The sequence below is a fragment of the Alteromonas sp. Cnat3-28 genome (assembly GCF_022348265.1).
In the GTDB taxonomy this organism is placed as follows: Bacteria; Pseudomonadota; Gammaproteobacteria; order Enterobacterales; family Alteromonadaceae; genus Alteromonas; species Alteromonas macleodii.
Window position 1 is genome coordinate 108,012 of record NZ_JAKREY010000001.1, and the last position, 26,082, is coordinate 134,093.

Annotated in this window: 25 protein-coding genes; 5 read left to right on the forward strand and 20 right to left on the reverse strand. The window is 42.5% G+C overall.

Going from position 1 to position 26,082, the window contains the following annotated elements; all coding sequences use genetic code 11:
- Positions 1 to 87: 87 nt before the first annotated feature.
- From MHM87_RS00530 to ccoN, 10 genes are all read right to left on the reverse strand, one after another.
- Positions 88 to 1,316, reverse strand: a protein-coding gene (locus tag MHM87_RS00530; RefSeq protein ID WP_156080643.1) for an IS3 family transposase whose coding sequence is annotated in 2 segments (ribosomal slippage) — positions 88 to 965 and positions 965 to 1,316 — 1,230 coding nt in all. Because the reading frame shifts where the segments join, the coding sequence is not laid out codon by codon here.
- 95 nt (positions 1,317 to 1,411) lie between these two features.
- The gene (fnr, locus tag MHM87_RS00535) at positions 1,412 to 2,149 is read right to left on the reverse strand and encodes a fumarate/nitrate reduction transcriptional regulator Fnr (protein WP_014949596.1); all 738 of its coding nucleotides are present in this window, start codon (positions 2,147 to 2,149) and stop codon (positions 1,412 to 1,414) included.
- 45 nt (positions 2,150 to 2,194) lie between these two features.
- A complete protein-coding gene (locus tag MHM87_RS00540; protein ID WP_014976623.1) occupies positions 2,195 to 2,854 on the reverse strand; it encodes a sulfite exporter TauE/SafE family protein in 660 nt (219 codons plus the stop codon).
- The gene (gene ccoS / locus MHM87_RS00545; protein WP_014949594.1) at positions 2,841 to 3,071 is read right to left on the reverse strand and encodes a cbb3-type cytochrome oxidase assembly protein CcoS; all 231 of its coding nucleotides are present in this window, start codon (positions 3,069 to 3,071) and stop codon (positions 2,841 to 2,843) included. The genes MHM87_RS00540 and ccoS overlap by 14 nt, the downstream gene beginning before the upstream one ends.
- 1 nt (position 3,072) lies before the next feature.
- The gene (locus tag MHM87_RS00550; RefSeq protein ID WP_239257499.1) at positions 3,073 to 5,595 is read right to left on the reverse strand and encodes a heavy metal translocating P-type ATPase; all 2,523 of its coding nucleotides are present in this window, start codon (positions 5,593 to 5,595) and stop codon (positions 3,073 to 3,075) included.
- The gene (locus MHM87_RS00555; protein WP_039227668.1) at positions 5,595 to 6,074 is read right to left on the reverse strand and encodes a FixH family protein; all 480 of its coding nucleotides are present in this window, start codon (positions 6,072 to 6,074) and stop codon (positions 5,595 to 5,597) included. Before MHM87_RS00555 ends, MHM87_RS00550 begins: the two co-directional genes overlap by 1 nt.
- A gap of 216 nt (positions 6,075 to 6,290) precedes the next feature.
- On the reverse strand, positions 6,291 to 7,244 hold the full coding sequence (gene ccoP / locus MHM87_RS00560; RefSeq protein ID WP_014949592.1) for a cytochrome-c oxidase, cbb3-type subunit III: 954 nt from the start codon (positions 7,242 to 7,244) through the stop codon (positions 6,291 to 6,293).
- A gap of 16 nt (positions 7,245 to 7,260) precedes the next feature.
- Complete coding sequence (locus MHM87_RS00565; protein WP_014949591.1) at positions 7,261 to 7,422, reverse strand: cbb3-type cytochrome c oxidase subunit 3; 162 nt, start codon at positions 7,420 to 7,422, stop codon at positions 7,261 to 7,263.
- A gap of 1 nt (position 7,423) precedes the next feature.
- Positions 7,424 to 8,029, reverse strand: coding sequence for a cytochrome-c oxidase, cbb3-type subunit II (ccoO, locus tag MHM87_RS00570; protein WP_014949590.1), 606 nt, complete (start codon positions 8,027 to 8,029; stop codon positions 7,424 to 7,426).
- 15 nt (positions 8,030 to 8,044) lie between these two features.
- Positions 8,045 to 9,478 carry a cytochrome-c oxidase, cbb3-type subunit I gene (gene ccoN / locus MHM87_RS00575; RefSeq protein WP_014949589.1) on the reverse strand — a complete coding sequence of 478 codons (1,434 nt, stop codon included), beginning with the start codon at positions 9,476 to 9,478 and terminating at the stop codon, positions 8,045 to 8,047.
- Between the two features lie 229 nt (positions 9,479 to 9,707).
- Between ccoN and MHM87_RS00580 the strand changes: the two genes are divergently transcribed.
- Complete coding sequence (locus MHM87_RS00580; protein WP_014976621.1) at positions 9,708 to 10,187, forward strand: hypothetical protein; 480 nt, start codon at positions 9,708 to 9,710, stop codon at positions 10,185 to 10,187.
- Between the two features lie 122 nt (positions 10,188 to 10,309).
- On the opposite strand, the gene bfr (MHM87_RS00585) is transcribed toward MHM87_RS00580, so the two are convergent.
- The 3 genes from bfr (MHM87_RS00585) to MHM87_RS00595 all read right to left on the reverse strand — a co-directional run bounded on the left by bfr (MHM87_RS00585) (position 10,310) and on the right by MHM87_RS00595 (position 12,959).
- Positions 10,310 to 10,777 carry a bacterioferritin gene (bfr, locus tag MHM87_RS00585; protein WP_014949587.1) on the reverse strand — a complete coding sequence of 156 codons (468 nt, stop codon included), beginning with the start codon at positions 10,775 to 10,777 and terminating at the stop codon, positions 10,310 to 10,312.
- Positions 10,777 to 11,253, reverse strand: coding sequence for a bacterioferritin (gene bfr, locus MHM87_RS00590; protein ID WP_014949586.1), 477 nt, complete (start codon positions 11,251 to 11,253; stop codon positions 10,777 to 10,779). Before bfr (MHM87_RS00590) ends, bfr (MHM87_RS00585) begins: the two co-directional genes overlap by 1 nt.
- 134 nt (positions 11,254 to 11,387) lie before the next feature.
- Entirely contained in the window at positions 11,388 to 12,959 is a 1,572-nt protein-coding gene (locus MHM87_RS00595; RefSeq protein WP_239257500.1) for a cation:proton antiporter family protein, read from the reverse strand.
- A gap of 339 nt (positions 12,960 to 13,298) precedes the next feature.
- On the opposite strand from MHM87_RS00595, the gene MHM87_RS00600 reads away from it, so the two are divergent.
- Positions 13,299 to 14,930 carry an FMN-binding glutamate synthase family protein gene (locus MHM87_RS00600; RefSeq protein WP_239257501.1) on the forward strand — a complete coding sequence of 544 codons (1,632 nt, stop codon included), beginning with the start codon at positions 13,299 to 13,301 and terminating at the stop codon, positions 14,928 to 14,930.
- Positions 14,931 to 15,008: 78 nt separating this feature from the next.
- On the opposite strand, the gene MHM87_RS00605 is transcribed toward MHM87_RS00600, so the two are convergent.
- Positions 15,009 to 15,485: a c-type cytochrome gene (locus tag MHM87_RS00605; RefSeq protein WP_014949583.1), complete on the reverse strand. Its 477-nt coding sequence runs from the start codon at positions 15,483 to 15,485 to the stop codon at positions 15,009 to 15,011.
- Positions 15,486 to 15,688: 203 nt separating this feature from the next.
- Between MHM87_RS00605 and MHM87_RS00610 the strand changes: the two genes are divergently transcribed.
- Together MHM87_RS00610 and MHM87_RS00615 are read left to right on the forward strand one after the other, a co-directional pair.
- A complete protein-coding gene (locus MHM87_RS00610; protein ID WP_039233081.1) occupies positions 15,689 to 16,111 on the forward strand; it encodes a universal stress protein in 423 nt (140 codons plus the stop codon).
- A gap of 125 nt (positions 16,112 to 16,236) precedes the next feature.
- Positions 16,237 to 16,593 (forward strand): diacylglycerol kinase, encoded by a 357-nt coding sequence (locus MHM87_RS00615; RefSeq protein ID WP_069944377.1) that lies wholly within the window; start codon positions 16,237 to 16,239, stop codon positions 16,591 to 16,593.
- Between the two features lie 38 nt (positions 16,594 to 16,631).
- Here MHM87_RS00615 and MHM87_RS00620 read toward each other — a convergent pair whose 3' ends face one another.
- The 6 genes from MHM87_RS00620 to MHM87_RS00645 all read right to left on the reverse strand — a co-directional run bounded on the left by MHM87_RS00620 (position 16,632) and on the right by MHM87_RS00645 (position 24,656).
- Complete coding sequence (locus tag MHM87_RS00620; RefSeq protein ID WP_014949580.1) at positions 16,632 to 16,982, reverse strand: hypothetical protein; 351 nt, start codon at positions 16,980 to 16,982, stop codon at positions 16,632 to 16,634.
- A 204-nt stretch (positions 16,983 to 17,186) separates the two neighbouring features.
- Positions 17,187 to 18,383: a tyrosine-type recombinase/integrase gene (locus tag MHM87_RS00625; protein ID WP_239257502.1), complete on the reverse strand. Its 1,197-nt coding sequence runs from the start codon at positions 18,381 to 18,383 to the stop codon at positions 17,187 to 17,189.
- A 1,743-nt stretch (positions 18,384 to 20,126) separates the two neighbouring features.
- Entirely contained in the window at positions 20,127 to 21,431 is a 1,305-nt protein-coding gene (locus tag MHM87_RS00630; RefSeq protein ID WP_239257503.1) for a DUF2254 domain-containing protein, read from the reverse strand.
- Positions 21,432 to 21,553: 122 nt separating this feature from the next.
- Positions 21,554 to 21,703, reverse strand: coding sequence for a DUF2256 domain-containing protein (locus tag MHM87_RS00635; protein ID WP_239257504.1), 150 nt, complete (start codon positions 21,701 to 21,703; stop codon positions 21,554 to 21,556).
- Positions 21,690 to 23,228: a cryptochrome/photolyase family protein gene (locus MHM87_RS00640; protein WP_239257505.1), complete on the reverse strand. Its 1,539-nt coding sequence runs from the start codon at positions 23,226 to 23,228 to the stop codon at positions 21,690 to 21,692. The genes MHM87_RS00635 and MHM87_RS00640 overlap by 14 nt, the downstream gene beginning before the upstream one ends.
- Positions 23,229 to 23,231: 3 nt before the next feature.
- Entirely contained in the window at positions 23,232 to 24,656 is a 1,425-nt protein-coding gene (locus tag MHM87_RS00645) for a deoxyribodipyrimidine photo-lyase (protein WP_239257506.1), read from the reverse strand.
- Positions 24,657 to 24,767: 111 nt separating this feature from the next.
- Here MHM87_RS00645 and MHM87_RS00650 point away from each other — a divergent pair, with 111 nt between their 5' ends.
- Positions 24,768 to 26,075, forward strand: a complete 1,308-nt coding sequence (locus MHM87_RS00650) for a DASH family cryptochrome (protein ID WP_239257507.1) — start codon at positions 24,768 to 24,770, stop codon at positions 26,073 to 26,075.
- Positions 26,076 to 26,082 lie beyond the last annotated feature (7 nt).

Below are 26,082 nucleotides of genomic sequence, written 5' to 3' on the forward strand. Positions count from 1 at the left end.
CTAATTGAATATGGAGCAACCGGCGTGGCGCTGAAAGGGTAGATAGGTGGCTAACACATGTGTCGTCCTAATATAGGTTGACAGTTATTAGGCCAGCTCTCGAAGCTGGCCTTTTCTATTATGCACTGCGTTAGGCGTTTCCATATCTAATGCTAAGTGCGGTCTCATTTCATTGTAAATATTGATTGATTCGGTAACGAGTATTTTCAACTCTTCGATTGTTTTACATCGGTAGAGTAAGAACTCTTGCTTAAGTATACCGTTTATTCGTTCTGCTAATGCATTTTGATAACAGTCGTAACCATCTGTCATTGACGGCTGGATCCCATTCGCATTCAACTCATTCTGGTAGATAGCTGAACAGTATTGTAGCCCTCTGTCTGAGTGGTGAACACTGTTACCTGCATATCGTTTATCTCTGACGGCCATCTTCAGTGCTTTGACTACATTTTCAGCCCTCATGTCCAAGCTCAAGTGGTGCCCTACAATTTTACGCGTGCTAGAGTCTGTTACTAACGATAGATAGTGTACACCTTGGTCGGATTCGAGATAGGTGATATCGCTAACAAGCACATGCTTTGCATTATGCAGACCTTCTTCCTTAAGTAAATTTGGATGCTTTTTCATCCAATGTTTACTGAATGTAGTTTTGGTAAAGCTTTTCTTTGGCTTAACGAGTAGCCCCTCGCTCCTTAAGTAAGTAAAAAAGCCATCTCGACCTAGTTTAATCCCATGCTCAACCAACTTTGGTTTTATAAGTTTATAGAGCTTACGCGTCCCTATTTGCGGCATATACTTGCGCCAGTAAAGTACCCAATCTTTAATTATCGATAGCTCTGCTCTTCTACATTCCATGCGAGAAACAGCCTGGTAAACCGACTGTCTCGATACTCCCACAACCCGGCATGCTGCCGCCAAATTTATTTCTTTTCTTTTTTTGGCTTGCCAGACGTACCGGATAAGTACTTTTTTCTGAGACCCGCTCCATACTCGTTATCCATAATATCTACCATTCCATTAAGGATTTTATTACGGAGCTTTTCGTCAGCTAATTCTCTCTCGAGACGTTTTATTTTTTCGGCTGGTGTTTCTTTTGAACTTGGCATAAGTGGATGCTGAAATGGTTTCGACCAGTCGAGTCTACCATGCTTTCTGAGCCAAACCAGTACCGTCGACCTTCCTTGTATTCCGAAGTGAGCTTGTGCCTGTTTATAAGTGAATTCGCCTTTTTCTACACGCTCAACCACACCCAATTTAAAAGCTAAGGTGTAATCACGCTGTGTGCGCTTAGGTCTTTGATTACTTGAAGTTGTCATAAAGAAGTCCTCTTTATGTCAACGTATTTTAGGACGGGACAACAGGTTACAAAAAAGCGCGCTTAGTGCGCGCCTTATTTAACACTTAAAAAGGACTAACCGCAGACAACGCTAGGGCCGTTAAGCGCCGCTAGTTTGGTGTTTAGCCTATCGAAATCCAAAATAGTAATAAGCTTGCCGTCTACTTTTATGATGTTGTCTTTTTGAAAACGGCTTAACAGACGACTAATCGTTTCAATCGTTAACCCTAAATAGTTTCCAATTTCGTTGCGCGTCATGGTTAAGTGGAATTCTCTATGGGAAAAGCCACGCTCTTCAAAGCGCTGAGAAAGATGTGATATAAAATACAATAAACGCTCTTCTGCGGTTCGCTTGTTTAAAAGCATGATCATGTCGTGATCTTGTTTTATTTCAGCGCTCATGAAGCTCATGATTTGGTGGCGCAGCTTTGGAAATTGCACTGACATTTCGTCGAGGGTCTCGTAGGGAAGCTCACACACCATGGCAGTTTCTAACGCAGAGGTATAGCTTTGGTGTTTGTTCTCTCTTAATGCATCGAAACCGATAATGTCACCAGGAAAGTGAAAGCCGGTAATCTGTTCTTCACCTTCGGTATTAGTCACAAATGATTTGAATGAACCGGTTCTCACTGCAAATAGAGAACGGAATTTATCACCAGTTTGAATCAGCGTGTCACCTTTATGAAGCGGCTTCTTGCGTTCAATAATATCGTCAAGAGACTCGATTTCTGTTTTGTTTAACGCCACCGGTAAACACAGGTGACTGAAACTACAGTTTTGACAGTGAATAGAAAATTGGCTTCCTTTGCTCATAATGCACGCTCTCTAAAAGAATACCCGACAATAATACACCCATTTTTAAACGATTGCGCCATGAATAAGATAAGCGGCATATATTGCCATTATTACTGCAATAATTTGTCTAAAATGATTATGTTGAAAACTTCGAACAATATATTGGCTACCAGCGCTTGCAGCGAGCAAGGTGGGTAATGTACCCAAACCGAAGAAGAACATAATAGCAGCGCCTTCTAGCGCGTTACCCGCCGCGAGAGACCAGGTAAGTGTGGAATACACCAAACCGCAAGGAAGCCAACCCCAAATAAAACCATAAGGCAACGCACTTAAAGGGGTCTTAAATGGCAAAAAGCGTTTTGAAAGCGGCTGGACTTTGGAAAATAGGCCTTTACCCGCATTTTCCAGCACTGTTAAGCCAGTCCACCACTTACCCAAATAACACGCCAGTAGAAGCAACATGATTCCGCTAAGTAGGGAAAGGGCATAGTTGGCAAGAGGTATATAATCTGCTGCAATTTTTCCAAGTGCCCCGGTTATTGCTCCGGCGATAGTGTAGCTCACTATACGTCCCATGTTATAGGCAAGGGTATAGGGTAGTGCTGAAGCGCCTTTAGGCGATACCATCCTTAGCGCAGCGACAATTCCACCGCACATTCCCACACAGTGAACTCCACCGGCTAAGCCGATAAGAAAGGCAGAGAAGTAGTTAATCCCTTCCATGTGGCGCTTGGCTTTTGTCTACTTTACTGTCTTGAAGTTGCTTGCGTTGCTCAGCTAGCTTTTTTTCTTCTGGCGGAAGATCATCGTCAAACAGTATGCTATAACCTTGGCGATCTAAATCTTCAAATTGATTGGTTTTCACCGCCCAAAAGAATATCACGATAGCGACGGCAACAATGATGATGGCGATTGGAATTAATACGTAAATAATACTCATGCTATTTGCTCAAGAGTCGCGTTGAGTTTGTGACCACAATGATACTGCTTAACGACATACCAACAACAGCCATCCACGGTGAAAGTAGGCCTGATACGGCGAAAGGTAAGATCAAAACGTTGTAACCTACCGACCAGCCAATATTTTGCCTTATTTTTTGCTTCACTTGGTGCGCAGTTCGAATAAGTTCTGGTACAGAAAGCAGCTGATCGCCAAGCAGTATCACGTCGGCGGCAGTTTTAGCCACGTCTGTGGCATTACCCACTGCAATTGCCACATCAGCACTGGCAAGAACTGGAGCGTCGTTAATACCGTCACCCATCATCATCACTTTCGCGCCAGATTGCTGCATAGCTTGAACGGCTTCGTACTTTTGCTCAGGTGTTAGGCCACCTTTAGCGGTCGAAATTGGCAATGGTGCGGTAAGCGCATTAACGTTTTGCTGTGTATCACCACTTAAAACGGCGAGGGTATGGCTTGCAGCTAATATATCGAGAGTTTCTTGCGTATCTTCTCTTAGTGAATCCTTTACTTCATACGCCGCCATAATACGCCCCTTAACCGTGAGAAACACGTTAGCTGAAGGGAACGCTTCAATGAGTTTTAGCTGAGATTCGTGAACGCTGAATGCTGCAGAACCCATAGAAAACAACGTGTCATTGATCTCACCGCTGATACCACCTCCTGGCGTAACGGTAAAATTAGTCACTTTGTGTACCGTGCTATCGATAACGTCAGCACTGCCGCTAGAGGCAGAATTCTCGCTAAAGGCTATACCGTCGCTAAAGGCTATACCGTCGCTAAAGGCTATACCGTCGCTAAAGGCTATACCGTCGCTAAAGGCTATACCGTCGCTAAAGGCTTTGGCAATTGGATGTTCAGAGCGTGACTCCAAAGCGCGTGCAATTGATAGCGCACTGTCACTATCCACACCGTCTGCGTACCAGGCATTTGAAATAGTGAACTTGCCTTTTGTGAGCGTACCGGTCTTGTCTAATGCGATAGTGTCAATGTCAGTAATTTGTTCAAGCGCATCGGCCCGTTTTAATAAAATACCTTGTCTGTTTAACTTTGCCATAGCACAGGTTAACGCTGATGGCGTAGCCAATCCTAATGCGCAAGGACAGGTGGCAACCAGCACCGATATGGTGATCCAAAATGCCTCGTCGCTACCCTGATACGCCCAAAAGCCATAGGTTAACGCCGAAATCAGCAATACCGCAGTAACGAAATAGCGAGAAAAATTATCGGCTATCTGCGCTGCTTTAGGTTTACTCGCCATCGCACTTGCTTGCAGCCGTACAATTTGATTTACCAGCGCATTTTTGAGGGTCTGCGTAACCGTAATGGTTAGCGTACCATCTTGACAAACCGTGCCGCCGTATACCGGGCTACTGTTCGACTTACGCACGGGGTTAAACTCGCCGGTAAGCATAGATTCGTCAACCGCTGCGTTGCCGTCCGTTACCACCCCATCAATGGGGACTGTTTCACCAGGCTTCACCAGCACTACGTCGTCAATTTTTAGCTGCTTAGCCAGACACTCGGTTAGGCTGCCATCCGGATTTACTTTGGTAGCTGATACGGGCACATACTGCATCATATTGGCAGAGATTTGTGCGGCGCGATGACGACTGCGATGTTCTAAGAATCGGCTAAGTAACAGCAGAAAAATAAACATACAAATGGATTCGAAATACACTTCACCTTGCTCTAATACTGTAGAACGAATTCCAGCAATGTAAGTACCGAATATTGCGAGCGTAACGGGTACGTCCATATTAACCGTTTTGGCGCTTAGCGCTTTAGCGGCGCCCATATAAAAGTTGCTGCCTGAATACAGCACCACAGGTGTAGTAAGTGTAAGGGCAACCCAATAAAAATATTGGCGGGTCTCTAACTCAATGGCGCCAAACCAATCAAAATAAAGCCCCGTCATCAGCATCATTACCTGCATGGTCATAATGCCTGCTAGGCCAAGCTTTTTAAGAAAGGTTTTTTGTTCGCGCTTATAGCTGGCTTCGTGTTCGTCGGGGTGAAATGGTGACCCAACATAACCAATGCGTTTTAGCGTAGATAGAATTTGGCTAAGCTTAATTTGAAACGGTGACCAAGTGACTAAAGCGCGGCGCTCTTGTACATTCACCGCGACTTGCTTTATTCCTTCAACTTTTGACAACTGCTTTTCGATAAGCCAGCCACACGCAGCGCATGTAATACCTTCAAGGGTCAACTGAATCTGTTTGTCCTGACCTTCTTCAAACACGAACTCTTCTTGAAGGGAAGGGTCGTCATAGACTTTTAGCTTATCTAACGTTTCTAAAATACTGTCGTCAGATTTTTGCGCCGGTTCGGTTCTAAACTGGTAATAGTCTTCAAGGCCGTTGTTAACGATCGCTTCAGCTACCGCTAAGCAGCCAGGGCAACACATGTCTCGTTGTTGCCCTAAAATGACAGTAGTAAATTTCCCATTGTCTGGACTCGCTATAGGCAAGCCGCAATGGTAACAGTCGTGCTTCGTCATTATGGATTGAATTTCATTTTGCCAGTGTGGGGCAGATAGACCGTGTTTTGAATTTTCCAGCTATCATCAATCGGCGTCAGCGATATGCGCCATTTACCGTCAAGGTTTTCTTCAATAAAGCCGCGATAAATACCGTTAGCGTCGCGACTCAATAAAACGCTAACATCGCGCTCTTCTAGCGTTACGTGATAGAAACTTAATTTAACCGCGTTACCTTCTTGAGGAATCCCCGAATGAAATTGCAGCGCTATGCTTCCATCTTCAATGGTTAAATCAGTGGTGATATTCATGCGGCGGGCTATGGCTTCTTTGTCCAGACGGGCATTAATTGCTTTTCCTTCTTTGTAGTAGTCGTCTACCACCAAGCTATCTTCGGTAGAAATAGCAAGGTTTAATAACACGCCACCCATGATGAGGGTAATGATAGGAACGGCAATTAAAAACCAGGGCCAGAACTCTTTATACCAGGGTCTATTCATCGAAATCTTTTCTCGTATTTACTTCACTAACAACATATTTATTTTTACTTCCCCAACTACACGTAAAGCCGGCAAATAATGATAAATATAGTGTTGGCGAGACATGTTAAAAGTGTACAAAGAATGTTCGCATGGCACTCTCTATACCGCTGTATTTTCTCATAAAAAAAGCCCCGTAGTAACGAGGCTTTTTAAGATATTTAATGATTTAAATCATTAATCATTTGAAAGGCTGTATACATACGCTGCAACAACGTGAATTTTGTCATCACCCAAGGTTTTCTTGAATGAAGGCATTACACCGTTACGACCGTAAGTAAGCGTTTCTGTTACCGCTCTGTGGCTGCCGCCGTATAGCCAGATATTGTCAGTAAGGTTTGGTGCACCAAGTGCTTGGTTACCTTTACCGTCCATACCGTGACAAGCCGCACACGCTGCGAAACGAGCTTTACCTGCTTCTGCAAGCTGAGGGTCCACATCGCGACCGCTTAAACTAAGTACGTAGTTAACCACTTCTTCGATACCGTCTTCACCCATAGCATCTAGCCATGCTGGCATAGCTGCTTTACGACCAAGCGTAAGAGTTTCAACGATTTTCGCACCTGAACCACCGTACAACCAGTCGTTGTCCGTTAGGTTAGGGAAGCCGCCATTTTGACCACGTGCATCAGAACCGTGACACTGAGAGCAATTTTGTAGGAACAAACGCTGACCTACTTTATTTGCTTCTGGGTCTTTAGCCAGTTCTTCAACAGGAACTTGTGCATACGCTTCGAAGATCGGATCGAACTTCTCGGCAGCGAAATCTAGTTCACGGTCATATTCTACTAGGTAGCCTTGCTCTTTAGCATCAATACGCGCCTGAGCTGACTCTTCTAGCGATTGAATATTTTGGTTAGAGCTCTTCCAACCCAAAATACCTTCATACGCACCTAGGCCAGGATAAAGCGCTAGGTATAAAAAGCCCCAAACGATGGTCATGTAGAACATAATTGTCCACCAGCGAGGAAGTTGGTTGTTCAACTCCTCAATACCATCAAATTCGTGGCCCATTGACTCACCTTCAGCTACGCCAGTCTTGTTAGAAAGGCACCAGCGAAGAAGGAAGTAGCAACCAATGATTAACCCTAGGGTTATCACTGAAATCCAAATTGTCCAAAACATACTCATGAGTTCGAGACTCCTGCTAATCTTCTTTTGATTTTTCTTTTTCTTCGTCTGCAAACACTAGGTTTGCAGCTTCATCGAATTTTTTCTTGTTGCGGCTGCTGAACGCCCACCATACAACACCGATGAAGCTTACAAAGACGATGACAGTAAAAATGCTGCCTACAATTCCCTGGTCCATATTATTTCAAATGTGTGCCAAGAGATTGTAGATAAGCAATAAGGGCCTGCATTTCCGTTTTGCCCTGTACTGCCGCTTTCGCACCCGCGATATCTTCGTCGGTATACGGAACGCCAAATCCACGGAATACTTCCATTTTTTCAGCTGTTAACTCGCCATTAAGCGTGTTTTCCGCAAGCCAAGGGAAACCTGGCATATTCGACTCTGGTACCACGTTACGAGGATTAAGCAGGTGAACTCGGTGCCATTCGTCGCTGTAACGACCACCAACACGTGCTAGGTCAGGACCAGTACGCTTAGAACCCCAAAGGAAAGGGTGCTCCCATACTGATTCGCCAGCAACGCTGTAGTGACCATAACGCTCTGTTTCAGCGCGGAATGGACGGATCATCTGGCTGTGACAACCTACACAACCTTCACGGATGTAGATATCACGGCCTTCAAGCTCAAGCGCGGTATATGGACGTAAGCCTGTTACTGGTTCCATGGTTTGCTGTTGAAACATCAACGGCGTTATTTGAACCATGGCACCGAAGCTGATAGCGATAAGGATTAATACCGTTAACAGACCGACGTTCTTTTCAATTAACTCATGTGCGTTTTTCATTATTCGTCTCCTTTACTACGCCGGCTGAGTCGCTGGGTCTGCAGCGATACTGCCTTTAGGTGCACGAACGGTTTTCCATGTGTTGTATGCCATAACAAGCATACCTGCTACCACGAAACAACCACCAATGAAACGAACCACATAGAAAGGCTTAGACGCTTCTAATGACTCAACAAAGCTATAGGTTAACGTACCGTCAGCATTTACTGCACGCCACATTAGACCCTGTAGTACACCAGACATCCACATTGCTACGATGTATAGAACAACACCGATAGTTGCGAACCAGAAGTGTACGTTAACTAGCTTCGTGCTATACATAGCGCGCTGACCGAATAGCACTGGAATTAAGTGGTAAATTGAACCAATTGAAACCATTGCAACCCAACCTAGAGCACCAGAGTGTACGTGACCAATTGTCCAGTCAGTGTAGTGAGACAGTGCATTAACGGTCTTGATTGCCATCATTGGGCCTTCGAAGGTAGACATACCGTAGAAAGACAATGAAACAATAAGGAAACGCAATACTGGGTCGGTGCGAAGTTTATGCCACGCGCCAGATAGCGTCATAATACCGTTAATCATACCACCCCAAGATGGAACGAATAGGATAATAGACATCACCATACCTAGTGACTGAGTCCAGTCTGGTAGGGCAGTGTAGTGAAGGTGGTGAGGACCAGCCCAGATATACAGAGAGATAAGTGCCCAGAAGTGAACAATTGAAAGTCTGTATGAATAAACCGGGCGACCAGCTTGCTTAGGTACGAAGTAGTACATCATACCAAGGAAGCCCGCAGTCAGGAAAAAGCCTACCGCGTTATGGCCGTACCACCACTGCATCATAGCGTCTACTGCGCCTGCATACAGTGAATACGATTTGGTGAAAGATACCGGAATAGCCATGCTGTTACCAATATGAAGAATTGCAACAGTTAACATGAACGCGCCTAAGAACCAGTTTGCAACATAAATGTGCGAAACTTTACGGATTACTAGGGTTCCGAAGAAGTTAATGATATAAGCGACCCAAACCAGTGCCAAAAGGATATCAATTGGCCATTCTAGTTCAGCGTATTCTTTTGAGCTGGTTAAACCCATAGGCAGGGTGATAACAGCTAAAACGATAACGGCTTGCCAACCCCAAAAGGTAAATGCGGCAAGTTTGTCACTGAACAGTCTTACCTGGCAGGTACGCTGAACGATGTAGTACGACGTTGCAAATAGCGCACAGCCGCCGAAGGCAAAAATAACGGCGTTAGTGTGCAACGGACGCAAACGTGAGAATGTTAGCCATGGTGTGTCAAAGTTAAGCATAGGTGCAAATAACTGCGCGGCAATAAATACCCCTAGGCCCATACCAATGATACCCCAGACTATGGTCATGATGGTAAATTGCCTAACTACTTTATAATTGTAGTCAGGTTGTGCTTGGCTTATTTCACTCATTTTAATGAATCTTCCACTTCAAATGAACTATGGTCTCCAACTGCCGGAATAGTACGGTCGAGACGTGTATCAGCTAAGGAATAACGCTTCACACCGAGCTCGGAAAGAGTAATAATTATTGTCTCCAAGCCAGTTGGTACGCGGATGATAAGGTTTTTAATTACAAAAAGATACCATAAACTACCTAAGCTTGATCTCCGTCAATGAAGAAATACACAAAATTTAAGAAATGCTAAATAACGATAACAATAAACGATCAAAATTTTTACATTCCCAGCTTCCATTAGTGGCTATTATTGTTGTAGCCGTGTGTGTATACCTTGCACATAAATTCCAGTCATCGGTGTTAAAAGACACTAGCGTAGTTAATGGAATAGGAAACAGCTGCAACTTTGTCAATGAAACTTGCGAATTCTTAATTGATGACAGGTTAGCAATTGCCACTTTTTCAGCCATGCCTGAAGCCGAAGAGTCAGTAACGGTTAAGCTCTTAGTTCCTGAGGGAGAGGAAATAGAGAGCGCATGGATTGAAGGGGTAAACATGTATATGGGCAAAATTCCCGTGCTGTTAGATAACGATGGTCAAGGAAAGTGGTCAGGTTGGTTTATGTTAGGTAGCTGTAGTGAGCCAGTGATGAAATGGCAGCTACGTCTAAATATTAAAGATAAAGAAAGCCCCAGCTATTTGTATTTTGTTACACAGCAGTAACTGTTTTAAAAGCAATAAGACTCTCCCTAAAGAAAGGGGAGTAAACAAGCAAAAAAGGCCGCTCTTTATTTAAGAGCGGCCTTTTATTAATTACCTGTAAATTGTAGCGTGAACGCTATTTCTTACATTTGAGACTGAAGGTAGTTTTGAATACCTAGTCGCTTAATAAGGCCAAGCTGCTGCTCTAGCCAGTGTGCGTGATCCATCTCTGTATCGTCTAGTAGTACAATTAGCATGTCACGAGTAACATAGTCTTTCTCGGTTTCACAAAGCGCAATAACTTCACGTAACTTTGCATCAACTTCATATTCAACACGTAAATCGCTTTCAAGCATTTCAGGTACATCTTTACCCACCTTGAAGCCTGTGCGCTTCGTCATGTCAGGCGTACCTTCTAAAAACAGCATGCGTTCTATTAGCTTAGTTGCATGTCCACGCTCGTCATCAAATTCATGATCGATGCGTTCGTAAAGCTTATTCAAACCCCAATCAAGATACATCTGAGAGTGAATGAAATACTGATCCATGGCGGCTAACTCATAAGAGAGTAGTTCGTTTAAGCCATTGATGATTGCTTGGTTACCTTTCATTAGTCATCTCCCATTACTTGCGCTTGTAGGTAGTTCTCTATACCCATAGCATCAATTTGGTATTCTTGCGTTTCAATCCAGTCTAGGTGCTCTTCTTCATATTCAAGAAGGTCTTCAAGCAAATCACGAGAAACATAATCCTGCTTTTCTTCACATAGCGCGATAGCTTCACGAAGTAGTGGAAGCTGTTCTTTTTGAAAACGCGCATCACATGACAGCATTTCAACGGTATCTTCACCGATATAAAGTTTGCCTAACGCTTGAAGATTAGGAAGGCCCTCAAGGAATAAAATGCGCTCGATAAGATCGTCCGCTTGCTTCATGTCCTTGATAGACTTTTTATAATTCTTTTCGTTAAGTTCAGAAAAACCCCAGTTTTTGAACATACGAGCGTGCAGAAAGTATTGATTTATCGAAGTAAGTTCACTTGTCAGTACTTCGTTCAATTTTGCAACAACTTGTTTATCACCTTGCATTGTGTAAACCCTATTAACGTATTTGCGTGAAGTTTAGTCTAAATTTGACCGCATGTCAAAAAAGTCTTTGTAAAACAGTTGTTTACAAACGATAACGTTTCTCAATTCATCCATTGTTCGCATTTAGAACAGCATTACTGTTGTGCATGCGCATAAGCAAGACTTTCTTCAGCAAAACCAAGCCCTGCTTCGGTAAAGAAGTTGAAGACTTTATCTACACCATTTTCTAATAGATGTGACACTTCATCCTCATAGCGTGCAATGGCTGCGACTTTTCCAACATAGCCCGCGTTTTTAAGCTGACGTGTGATGTTTATTGAGTCCTGGATAGAAGGCAGAGCAAGCAAAACAAGCTGAATCTGTTTGATATCTAAATTATCCCACAAATCGACGTCTTCACCGTCGCCGCATATTACGTTTAAGCCTTCGTCTGATAACTCTTTTACTTTTACTCGGTCGGCGTCCATTCCCCATACGCTCACATCACTTAATTTAGATAACGCATTGAAGGCACCGCGACCAACTCGTCCCATCCCCAACACTAAAAACTCCGCGTTGTGGAGAGTAGGATAAATGTCTTCTTTTAAGCGCTCGTTTTTCTCAAAACGTTTAATGGTGTGTTTATGATTGTGATATTGAGAATGGGAATTGCGATAGAGCACGCTGGTAATAACGAATGAAATAGATACGGCTAAAGCAATCACCACTAACCAAGAGTTTGCCAATAAACCTAATGAAACGGCTAGCGCGCCAACAATAAGGCCAAATTCACTGTAATTTGAAAGCACCAAGCTGCTCAAGTAAGCCGTGCGACCGCGAAGGCGAAGTGACGTAAATAAGCCGAAAAAGAGTGCTGCTTTTAACGGTATAAATAAGCAGAACACGATAGCTAGGACAATCATACTAAGATCGGGAAGGGCGGTAAGACCGATAGTAAGGAAGAAGCCGATTAAGAAGAGATCCTTAAAACTAAGCAGCGACTTCGCTAGCTCCGAAGCCTTTTCATGTTGGGCTAACATGATTCCAAAGATTAGTGCCCCAAGATCGCCTTTAATGTTAACCAGCTCAAACAAGTGATAGCCACCTAAGGCGAGGATAAAGCCAGTAAGCGGAAGCAGTTCACCGTGGCCCGACTTATTAATCATTTTGTTTATGATTGGCATTGCTGGGAATAAGGCCAACAACGCAAGCGCCCACACAGAGGGGAGCTTTCCAGTTGCTGCAACAAGGAAGATAACAGCAAAAACGTCTTGCATGACCAAAATGCCAATGGCAAGGCGGCCGTGGCGGGTTTTACTTTCGCCACTTTCTTCTAATACTTTAACCACGCACACTGTGCTACTGAAACTAAGGGCAAAAGCGATAAGCGCAGCGCTTTTCCATGTAAGCCCATCAACGAAATTTGCAGCAACCGCACCAATCGCATAGACGCAACAGGTAATAACGCCCACCCATACTAAGGTATGTGAAACGCTTCCCGCCCAAACTTCTCGACGACTCAAATCGCGGATGTTAAGTTTCAGACCGATGGTAAAAAGCATAATGGTGATGCCCAAGTTGGCTATTTGGGTTAAATCTTCAGTGAGCGTGTAGCCTGCAAAATTTAATAAAAAGCCAGCTACCAAGTAGCCAACTAAAGGAGGAATGCCAATAAGTTTAACCGTTAAGCCGCAAACAAATGCGAAAAAAAGAAATGCATACTCCATGAATTACCTTTCAGAAAATGTTGAACGTAAAATCCGTTACCTTTGTATAGGTCACATCATCTATTAACCAGTGATAGCTACAAATCGCTCTCTCAACTCGCTAATTGAAAGGTTTTAGACTAGCATGCAATGGCTTGTTTTCGCAGCTAAAAAAGCATTGTAATTGCACATTTTGGTAACGCGTAACCCAATTGAGCTAAAAGCCGGCTCAGTATATTTAACCCCTAAATCAGTCATTTACCGCTAAAGTAAATCTAGTTCCCGATTTCAGGTGTATTGAACAGGGTTGTAGGCATATTATTTTGTTTAGATATGACCAAAAATAAAGAAGGATTTTGAATGCGTTTAACAATTATAACTGTGCTAACCCTGCTGGTCGCTTTCAATGTGGTGATTGGCGTATTGTGGGCGCCCGTGTGGTGGTTTTTACTTTTATCAGTCACGCTACTCATTTTTGGTCTATATGATGCCTTCCAAACAAAACATGCCATTTTAAAGAACTTTCCATTAATTGGCAGGGTACGATGGACTGTCGAGGGACTAAGGCCCTACATCCAGCAATACATCATAGAAACCGATACTGGCGGAGCACCTATTTCCCGCATGTTTCGTTCGATTGTTTATCAACGTGCGAAAAACAGTAGAGAAACTGTTCCCTTCGGTACTCAGCTAGATACGTATAAAGATGGGTATGAGTGGATTGGCCATTCTTTATCTGCTCGCGAAGTGGAAGACATGGATGAAGATCCCCGAGTGACGGTAGGTGGCCCTCATTGCAAAAAGCCGTATCGTGCAAGCATACTTAACATAAGCGCAATGAGCTTTGGAAGCTTGTCAAAAAATGCCATTTTGGCGCTAAATAAAGGTGCTGCAAAAGGCGGGTTTTACCATAACACAGGTGAGGGTGGTCTAACCCCATATCACCTCGAAAATGGTGGCGATATCGTTTGGCAAATTGGTACGGGATACTTTGGTTGTAGAAGTAAAGATGGCGGTTTCGATCCTGTTCTTTTTGAAGAAAAAGCCAAACTCGACAATGTAAAAATGATAGAAATAAAGCTAAGCCAGGGCGCTAAGCCTGGACATGGTGGTATTTTACCTGCGTATAAAAATACCCCTGAAATAGCTAAAATAAGAGGGGTTGAGCCTGGAACTCAAGTTGATTCTCCCCCTAGACATAAAGCGTTTGCAACGCCTTTAGAAATGGTTGATTTTATTAGTCAGTTACGCAAGTTAAGTGGATATAAACCAGTGGGTATTAAGCTGGCGCTGGGTAGAAAAAGTGAGTTTATTGCCATGTGCAAAGCCATGGTAGAGAAGGACGTAACGCCAGATTTTATAACGGTAGACGGGGGCGAAGGAGGTACCGGCGCCGCACCGCTTGAGTACACAAACTCTATAGGATTTCCTCTGCGTGAAGCGTTGGCGTTTGTTGACGATTGTCTCACTGGTTTTGGTATTCGCGACAAAATTAAAATCATTGCTTCTGGAAAAATCATTACCGCTTTTCAGTTAGCGAAAAATCTAAGTTTAGGCGCCGATCTATGTAACAGTGCCAGAGGAATGATGTTGGCACTTGGATGTGTTCAGTCGCTGTCATGCAATACGAATAAATGTCCGACCGGTGTAGCAACGCAAGACCCCAAGCTTGCCAAGGGCTTAAACGTTGAAGACAAGTACGAGCGCGTGTACCGCTTTCACAAAAAAACTATTCATGCGCTGATGGATATCTTGTCTTCTACAGGACATGTGAGAACTAGCGAACTAAATCGTACCCATATATTTAGGCGAGTAGATCAGTGTCATATTGCGCGTTACGACGAAATTTTCCCGTTAGTTAAAACAGGAAGTTTCTTAACCGACGACGTTCCCGATAGATTTAAATTACACTTAAAAGAAGCAAATTCTGAAAGCTTTATGCCTTGTAGTTTATTGGCAGAAATAGAGAAAGAAACGAAAGCGGTATCTTAAAAAAACTAAGCCATGACTCCTAATCAAATACCGATTGTGGAGTCACGCTTAACGATTTTTAATGCCTAAAACTGCGAGTTAATCTTTAGATTGCTCGCTTGGAATACGCAGTTGATAGAGGCGGTAATCACTAGTCCTGTAGGGTGTTACTTTATATTTAGGCTGAAGATACGCCACTAAATCTATTAGTTCGGAAACGGTTAGCTCGTCGTTTACAACTCGCATTAATGACACACCGTCTTCGCTGGTGAAACTGGCAGGCTGTCGAGGAGTAAGTTTGTGTGATGGGTTAATAATACTTGTCACCAACTCTGCATAAGTTTTAATTCTTCCACTGCTGCCTCCCAACGGAATAGGCTTCGCGACTAGGTATTGCGCATTGTCGGACTCTTTTTCTCCTGCAATTCTGTGACAGTCTTGGCACTGATACTTTTTAAATACCAAATAGCCTTTTTCCATATTGCCTTCTGGCAAGCTAAAGCCGCGAGGTGACTGCGCGCCCTGGTCACAGGCGAAAAGGAGAAGCGTTGCTATAACAACTATTGCCGTTTTCATACTCATTTCCCTCTTTCTTTTACGGTAAGGATACGTAATGTTCGCTAGAATTAATGTGCATACACTGATTATGAATGAGGCTGCAGACTAATCATTGACCTAGCTCAAAGAATAATTATTTGTATAGCACTACTATTTAATGGAATTAGTTAACGGTATGGTAGAAAAGCACTGCTACCTAACAAAAATTGAGGACAGCCACAATGCAAGGTTACGAGACAATTTTAGTACCTATAGATATTTATTCTGACTACGAATTAGTGGTGGAGAAAGCCATTGCAATAGCGGGCAATAGTCACAAAATTCACCTCCTGTATGTTGCTTATCCACAAACCAATGTAGAGCCTTACGGACTATTTTTAGAACGGGATTTTTCAGAGGAAGTAAGAGAGCAGGCAATAAGGCAATTAAAAGACGTTGCCGCAAAACACGATATACCTTACAGCCACATCAATGTAGAGATAGGTTCACCTGCTGATGAGATTCACCATATGGCCGAAAAGATTAATGCAGATCTCATTGTTGTCGGCACCCATGGCCAGAGCGGTCTTCGTTTGTTACTTGGGTCAACGGCCAATGCAGTACTACATGGTGTTAAAACAGACGTGCTAGCTGTGAAAGTATAAATTAATGCGGCGATTAGCGTCGAAAATGCCTTAAATATTCATGATAAATACCTTCGCCGTCATGCAGATGTAACGAAGGTCAGTTACGTTTTGTAAAGCTGTAACTAATCTTAAAATTACTTATCATGATAACGAAACGGAAAGGTATTTTACGTGTACTCTATGCCACTTACTATTCACTTAAGGGGCTTCGAGCAGCCTTTTTAAGTGAAGCTGCGGTCAGACAAGAAATTTTCGCAATATTGATAATGACACCTATAGCGTTTTTCATCGACGTTACGCATGTAGAACGTATATTGCTGGTGATATCTTTACTGATAGTGCTTATCACTGAGCTACTCAACACCGCTATTGAGAAACTCTGTGATCATGTCAGCACAGACATCCATTTATTAATAGGGCGAGCTAAAGATATCGGCTCTGCAGCAGTGTTCATTAGCCTAATGATGGCCGGCTTTACGTGGATTAGCATTCTTTGGTAGTGCAATTTGCGATTTTTAGACGGAAAGAAAGCCCTAATTTATAGGGCTTTGATTTTCTGGTCACAACATTCTGATACTAAGGTTCTAATTGTGCTATCTAAATTTTTAATGTGCGAATAATGCAATGAAGTTTCACCACCGTTATTGATATCTTTTATCGTAAAAACAACATCATCGCCTCGTGAAGTTACGCAGATTCTCACGTAATCATCAGATTGAGCTAATGGCACGTGGAGATATAACGGCTCATTGTTTGAGTTTAAATAATCTAGTGCTGCTTCTTGTGACTTGAATGGGTCTTGCTTCTCGGGTTGGACATTCCATGACGACGAGGGAACCACCATTTCCGCGAGTAATTTTCCATGCTTTGTATCAATACCGCTACTCATATATCACTCCTTTTACTTGAATGTTTGCCAACTTAGAAAACCTATTCATTAATATAGGTTTAGGGCAAATTTACCTTTTGATACGCGAGTAATACAGTTTCAGATTGGTAAAAGGATGTAGAGAGTAGGTGAGTTTGACATTGTTACTGATGTCGCTGGTTATGCGTAACCATGCATTAATTAAGTTACTGTATTTAATGAGCTTTATCTTTTTCGTTTTGCCGACAATTTTGCCATTCCACCACGCTTTACGTTAGCCTGTTTTGTATAATGCCCAGGCATTTCAGGTGATTGCCAACCTCCAGCCAGTTGAAGCTCGGGTAAAGATGCGCCATCTTCGGCTAGAGAAACTGCACCACCAACACGACCACTATGAGGGGTAATGTTTTCGCTAATACCTGCGCGTTGAGCAATACGTTGCCAAATCCTGTAGACACTCGAATAGTTAAGTACATTTGCCTTATGGCTGGGAATGTTCTCATCAAATGGCAAAAGTGCTGTTTTATGGTTTGTTAGTCGTCTAAACAAAACGCCTTTGTGCAGCCCGCGTAAATCTGAAGAAAGGCGGGTTGCTTTAGTCTTTGGATCAAGATTAGCTTCGTTAATATACTCTTGAACCATAGATATGGTGCTGGAAGAAATATAGCGATATTGACCTTGACCAGACTGGTCGCTTTTCGAAGAAACAACCAACAGCGTGTTATTACGCGCAGATATATCCTCGATGCAAACTCGAACTAATTCATCAGCGCGAAGTAATGCATCAAACATCAGGTTAATGATTGCAAGGTCGCGGAGTTCTAATAAAGAATCAGGAATAATTGCATTGTTTATTTGTTCAAGCATATCTATGGTAAGCGGAACCGCTTGTTTGTGAGACAAGCGAAACTTTCTATTCTCTATAAGCGATAAACGGATAAAGTCTCTTAGATACGCAGATCTAATAATGGGGTTTGGCAATTTAGCCACGCCCAAAAATTTACTAAGGGCAGATAACCGACGCTTAATGGTTCTATAGGCTAGGGGAGAACGACACAACGCTTCAACATATTGTTTAATGCAGATCTCATTGTGTTCGAAGTTGTTCTTAAAGCCACTTAATCCAGCTTGCTTACAAAAAATTGCGAACTCATTGTAGTCACTAATGTATGCCCGTTGTGTATTGTATGGAAGCTTAGTAAAAATATCTTGATAATAGCTTTCAACGTTTTTATCAGAAGATGAACATTGACTTGTTGTTAGGTCGTCAGAACCTGACGTGTGCTGCTTACTACGAGAGTACTCGATACCAAAAGCTGGAACCGTCGCGCTACTTGAGTCTTGTGGCTGTGAGCTGCTATTACTGTTGCTGTTAACTAATTGAGTTGTGAGCAAGTATGAGCTATTAGTTTTTGAGGGCATTGAGCAACCTGGTGAAGACATTATTGTAACTATTATGCTAGATTTAACAGAACTTGATAAGCTATTGATATATAACAATATTCACGCATGATAACTGTAATTATCATGCGTGAAGCTACGCACTAATCCATTCATCACTCCACAAACCGCTTTACTATTATAATCTCAAGTACAGTGCTACTCTATCATATTACTGTATATATAAACAGTTTGGGTGTTTCAATGCCGTCAATTGTTGGCCTATCTCGTAATTATTCCAAATCATATCGCTAGATAAGGCTTATGGCCTGCTGAGAGAGTACTTTTTTTGTGCAATTCAAATCGTGCGCTACGTGAAATCTGCAAGGTAACACCCCTAATGCGCGCTCAGATTTCACGTAGCGACGCCTAAAAAATAAGCTGAAAAGTGATGGAAAAACACCCTAAGAGCTTATTTATTAAAGAAATACTTCACATGATTTACTCCCAACATGTTTGCTGGCTAATCGCACATTTTTCAAAACCAAACGAGTTAAAAATAAACGTTACAAAAGCGGAATAGGCGATAACCTAGAAGCTATTACCTTTGCTTTTTATACGCTTTTCATAGAGCGCCTATCTAATGGCGACTACAGTACGACGATAATAAGACGTCGATACGGTACGTAGCCGAATAAACGACGTCTACGCAGATATGAATTCAATAAACATCGCGTCGATTATGTTTTAATTCTACGTGCTATCCACGCCACCCAACTTTAAAACAACGAACGGTCTTCATGCACGATGTTTAATTTAATAAGAAGTATAGATAATTGATGATATTTAAAATAAAGAGCAATCAATAAATGAGTTTTACGGGCCGTAATTATTACATGTAACGCTAAATGTTAGAAAAACCTTAACCTTACAACTAGTCGTCTTATCTTAGAAATAATTAGGATCCTTTATTTAATTCATCAGCGTTAAGCCTTTGGCTGATTGAGTTAATAATTAATATTACTGGCTGTACATTCATTATAAAAAGCAAAGAAGAATAAAGCCTGATAAATGTTTTTAGGAACATGATTAAGTCTATTATTTATCTGTGCTAGTTGTCATTAAACCTTGCGAATACCTAAATATTACGAGAAGGATAGCGTAAAGCACTTTGCAAAGCTCCATCTGGCTCATTCACCATCAACTTTGATGTTCTATTTAACATAATATACATTATGCGCAATTAGGTGTTTGGAAGATTAGAGCGTTGATGTCGCTCTATTTGGTTGGTTTGTTGACTGTGATTACTTACAGACCTTTTTGCGCGGTAGCTGTTTTAGTGCTTCGGCCTTACCGCAATTGCTTCACTTGTGTCAGTGGTTTTTATTGAAAGTTGCTATGAACTTTGGATTTAGACATGGAATTTATAAATCGTGCGCTACGTGAAATCTGTAGCACTACACCTCGCAAAATGTATTTTATTTCACGTAGCGTCACGTTAGTTTTTTGATTAATTATGGGTATAACTAACAAACAGAAAGACGCAGTCTTTGAATTTTTATACTAGGCTTTAATTTATTAAATGTGGATTTTTAGCTATTTAGAATGTTGCTGTGTTTATCTGAGTTGTAGTTAATCAGATTAAATCTGATTAACTACAAAAAGACACTCGATCGATCATTTACGTAGATTACATGGTTTGTGGTATGCAGAGATTATATAGACTGGCTAGTTGTTTACTTTAAGCATTTTTAGCAGTGATTTTGGCAGTAATAACTTACACGTTTAGTTATCATTATAAACGCGCTCAATTCGCTTAATATCGTCTTCGTAATCCAATGCCAACTTTGCACGTTCATAACTTTGCTTCGCTAACTTAGACGCCGCCTCAACAAAATCTCTTTCTATGCTTGTACCTCCATCTTTAAAGCACGCTTTAATTGTTTTTAGTGACTTTTGTATTCGGATAGCAACTTCAATATTAGCAGCACCATCACGGGCAATGCTGGTGTAAGCATCGTCAAAAAGATCATTCACATTTAACGTAGGCAATGAAATGCGGTCATATTTAAACTCCTCATGCTGAGTGCTATCGTTTTGTGAGTTTTCGGTTTCAGTTTCGGATTTGGGCTTGTGCCACAACAACATAAGGCGTGTAATGCTGCTAATGGTATTTATTGCAGTACCATGGTCATTAACCGATGGTGATAATGCACGAGATGCAATTTCGGCTAGTACGATAAAGCCAAAGCGAGGATCAGCCTCAAAGGATCTGGCTTCACCTATAGTAAATGCGTCAACAATTTCATCTGATACTACCTTTTTATTCGAATAAGCTATGGCACGCTCTGGAGAGACAAACTCTCCGGGTAACATGGCAACATTGATAAAACCGTCGTTTTTATTAGCCCAGTGTTGCAGTTTGGCAATGTCTATAAGCTGAATATAGCCCACTTGTTTAGTATAAATGGCATGCGTCCCCTGCTCTTTTATTTGCTCTTGCGGTACTGCGCCTAAGCACGGCATATCTATTCTATTTTTAATTGCGCGTGTCGTGGCGTGCTCCACTTTTAATAAGGTTGACCCCACGCGCCCTAATCGTGCAACGCTGTCTACCCAACGGATAAAAGTTAAAATAACTATCGAAAAAGCCAGACAGGTTAGACAAAATAAAATGAAAAGCCCGGCTTCATCGAAAAAAGCTTGAGTCATTGCAGTAAGCGCTACAGCACTATAAATAAAAGCGCCTATGAAAACTGACAGAGCATTTTGTGATACATCATCGGATATTATAAGGCTTAGAGAACGCGGCGTTGACGACTGACTGGCCGAAGCATAAGCATTAACCATGGTACCTGCAGAAAACGTGGCGATCACCATCATGCTAGATGCCATAATTGAAAGCAGTGTTTCAACTGATTCGGGTTTTATTTCAGGAATATGCTCAGCCAATGAAGTCCCCTCTGCTACTTTAGCGACGAATACAGCAAAGATTGAGAGCAAACAAAAGCCAAGAGGTTTTACCCAAAGCTTTTCTTTTACACTGTATAAAAGGAAACGCAGTCTATCTACGGTGATCGGTGCTTCCATAAAACACTCCTTGTATTTCCACTACGTTTTATACGTACCGCTAGAAACAAATGTTTAACTAGACCATTTCATAACGTGGTTTTTAATTGTGGCGTGAGCCTGGATAAAAGACTATTTCACAATTATTGTTTGCCTTCAGCGCTTTTCCTATTACCAGTGCAACGCTTCGAGCAATAACGTACATTCTCCCAGTTCTTTTCCCATTTTTTGCGCCAAGTAAATGGTCTCTGACAAACCGGACAAATTTTGGTGGGTAAATCAGACTTCTTCATTTTTGGTTAGCTTAGTCAGGAATGTTGAGGCATCCTGCTTCATAGTTTCTATGTTTTCTTCTTTCATTCGCCCGTAGGTCTTATAAATCATGGCCATGCGGTGGTTATTACTTAATTTTTCTTTATGCTTATCAATAAAATGCCAATACAAATAGTTGAACGGGCACGCCTTTGGACCGGTTTTTTTCGAAACCTGATACCCACAGTTTTTGCAGTAGTTACTCATTTTATTGATATAGCTACCACTAGCGACATAGGGCTTGCTAGCTAAGTTTCCACCGTCGCTGTACAAAATCATGCCCGCAACATTAGGAAGTTCAACCCATTCATATGCGTCGGCATACACTAACAGATACCATGCCTGCACTTCCTCAGGGCTAAGTTCAGTTAAAAGACTAAAATTACCAATAACCATCAATCTTTGTATGTGGTGGGCATAAGCGTTCTGCTGCGTTTCTTTAATACACTGGCGCATGCAGTTCATATTCGTCTGGGCGTCCCAAAAGAACGAGGGTAATGCGCGGCTGTTATTGAAGTAGTTATCAGTTTTTAGATTTGGCATAAAGTGCCAGTAGAACCCTCTAACATACTCCCGCCAGCCCAGAATCTGGCGAATGAACCCTTCAGCAGAATTCAGTGGAACTTGCCCTGCATGGTAAGCTTGCTCGGCTGCATGAATGGCTTCTTTTGGCGTCAATAAACCGCAGTTCAAATAAAACGCGATATGTGAATGGTAAAGCCAAGGCTTGCCTTCCACCATGGCGTCTTGATACTGACCAAAGTTAGGTAATCTTTCTTCTATAAAAGTATTCAATACGCTGAGTGCATCTTTTCGAGTTACCGCAAAGTGGAAGTGATTGATATCACCAAAATGATCGCTAAACTCGCTTTTTACGAGCTCAATAACTTTCGAAGTAATGTCATCAATCTCAAACGTAGAATGCTTCGGTACTCTCTGGGTTTCAGGCATTGCTTCGCGATTCTGGGCATCGTAATTCCACTTACCGCCAATGGGATTTTTTCCTTCCATGAGCACGTTGTGTTTGCGACGCATCTCACGGTAAAAAAACTCCATTCGAAGTTGTTTCTTGCCTTCAGCCCAATCCGTGAATTCTTGTGGGGACGATAAAAAGCGATTGTCATCACATATACTAACGGGTATGCCAAGCACGTTTTCCCATTGCTCCATGCTTTTGAGTAAGCGGTACTCTCCGGGCATAGTCACCTTTACTTCGTCAAAATCATTTCCGTTAAGTTCATGCTTAACCTGAGCGAGCAAATCGCCCTGATTGTTTGTGTCGCTATAATGAACATAGTTAACGTTAAAATTGTCGTCTCGCAACGCTTTGGCAAAATGACGCATTGCGCTAAACAAAAACGCTATCTTCTTCTTATGGTGCTTAACGTAGGTGGCTTCTTCACGGACTTCGGCCATCAAGATTGTGTCTTTGCTTTTTACTGCATTGGCAATTGCTGGCAACGTCTCGGTAAGCTGATCGCCTAAAACTAAAATAAGTGCTGCCATACCCTACTCTTTTAATGTTTGGAATGCGTCTAGCGCGCGTTGACGCGATGCTTTTAAATCAACAATAGGTTTTGGGTATTCCTTACCAAGTTCTATACCTGCATCTTTCAATATCGCCGAAGGGGCTTCCCATGGCTTATGGATATACTTGTCTGACAGCTTTTTCAATTCAGGGCAATACTTACGCACATAGTTGCCCTTTTTATCAAATTTTTCGCCCTGTAGTATTGGGTTAAATATCCTGAAGTAAGGCGCAGCATCAGCGCCAGAACCCGCAACCCATTGCCAACTTGCACTGTTACTCGCAAGGTCGGCATCCAACAATGTATCCCAAAACCATCGCTCGCCTTCATGCCAACTGAGTAATAGATTTTTCACTAAAAACGAGCCCACGATCATGCGAACTCGATTGTGCATGTAGCCCGTTTGCCACAGTTCGCGCATGCCAGCGTCTACGATAGGAATGCCTGTATTTCCCTTTTGCCACGCTCTAAGCGCTTTCGCATCTGTGCGCCAAGGAAACTTATCGAACTTTTCGTTGAAGTTCTTATTAGGCAAAGTAGGAAAATGGAACAGCAAATAATAGCTGAACTCGCGCCAACCTAACTCACTCAAGTAGGTTTCAATGCTTTTGTCTTCACTATTTCCAAACTTGTCTTTTATCGCGTACCAAACTTGATTTGGAGACACTTCACCAAAGTGTAAATGCGGCGACAAACGCGATGTCCCATTGGCTGACGGTATGTCTCTGCCGTCTTTGTATTTACGTGCTGAATTTTCAATAAAGTCAGCTAAATTATCAGCGGCGCCGTCTTCGCCTGGTGACCACTCTTTTTCAATGGTTGCATCCCAGTTGATGGAAGGGAGTAAGTCTAGCGATGTTAATCCATCGCTGTCGTTGTCGACATCCGCATAAGTAATACGTGCGGGTGGTGCTTTGGGATAACGAGGCTCTTCAACCTGCAGGCAGCCCTTCTTGTAGTAGGGTGTAAATACGCGATACGGTGTACCGTCTTTCTTCAATACTTTCATTGGCTCCCATAGTAAGCTGCCGTTACAGCTATGGGCTTCATAATCATGCTCGATTAAGGTTTTCTTGATCGTTTTATCGCGGTTTATTTGCCATGGCTCATAGCACCGATTCCAAAAGATACCTTTAGCGTTAAATGACTTCATTAAATTTGGAATAAGCGTCTGTGGGTCACCCTTAAATATTTGTAAATGTCCGTTCAAGCGTTTATTGAGCGAAGAGAGTGAATGATACAGCCACCATTTACTTGCCCCCCCAGGCTCTCTGCCATTAGGTGCAGTGTCATCATATATGTAGATGGGTACTATTTTTCCCATATCACAGGCAGCGTTTAAGGCCGGATTGTCTTTTACACGAAGGTCTTGTCTGAACCACATTATACTAACGGGAACGGTCACTTTTTTTCCTCAGGCGTTGCGCCAAATCTTAATATTATTCGTATTGCATGTACTACGATAAAACTCGGATTCAGGATCCGTAGAAATAGTAAAAAAGCACTCAAAATTAGTATGATAAATCACCACCAACAAACAAAACGTACGAACAACAATCAACGAGGTTTATATTGGTTTCGACATGACCTTAGACTTCACGATAATGCTGCTATTTCTGCGCTGTGTGAAGCAGTTCAGCAGGTTACCTTTCTTTATATTCTTGATGATAAAGCGTTTACACCTACGACATATGGTTTTGCGCCTATGGGGAAACATAGGCACACATTCCTGCTTCAAACACTTGTGGATTTAAAACGGCAATTAGCTAAGCTCGGACATGATTTGCTCATTGTCAAAGGCGCCCCTGCTGAGTGTTTAGTTCAATTGATGAAGTCCGGACAATATTCTCACCTTGGGGTAAGCGAGCACTGTGGTTTTGATGAGAGAGCACAATTAAATGCAGTAAAGCGCTTTTTCGATTCGGTAACAGTAATAGAAACTCCGACGTTTGGCTTATTTGATGCACAAACCCTTCCTTTCAACATAAAAGAGATGCCCGACGTTTTTAGTCCGTTTCGCAGAAAAGTGGAAAAGCACTGTAAGCCATTACCTGTCCATCCACCCATGGAAAGCTTACCAAGCCCTTTTACACCGCAATTAGATGAGTCTTTTTTATTCGCCATTGATACTGATTTACCAAGCCCGTCTCAATCATCGTTTGTTGGAGGTGAAACAGCAGCGCTGACGCATTTAAATACTTATCTCTTCGATTGGAAAGCTGCAGCAACGTATAAAGACACAAGGAACGCTTTAGATACTTGGCAAGACAGTACCAAGCTTTCGGCTTGGTTAGCGAACGGGTCGCTGTCTGCACGGGAAGTCATTCGGCAAGTTCAACAGTTTGAAGCAACCGTTGAAAAAAACGATTCCACTTATTGGATATATTTTGAATTACTTTGGCGCGAATTTTTTCACTGGTTACAGTGTAAATACGGGGCCAATTGGTTTCGTTTTGGCGGTATCCAGGGTAAAAAGCCGTCGACACAGCATTGTCCGGAAACCTTTGCGTTATGGTGCGAAGGAAAAACCGGTTATCCGATAGTCGATGCTTGCATGCGACAACTCGCTGAAACTGGCTATATGTCAAACCGAGGCAGGCAACTGGTTGCGAGCTGTTTTGTTCACGAACTAAGGCAGGACTGGCGATTCGGTGCAGCGTGGTTTGAGCATCAATTAATCGATTACGATGTGGGGAGTAATTGGGGCAATTGGCTTTACTTAGCTGGTGTTGGAAGCGACCCTCGAGGCCACAGACAGTTCAACCTTCAAAAGCAGACTGAGATTTATGATTCGGACGGCCAATTTCGTAAAAAGTGGTTGTAGTTAGTTC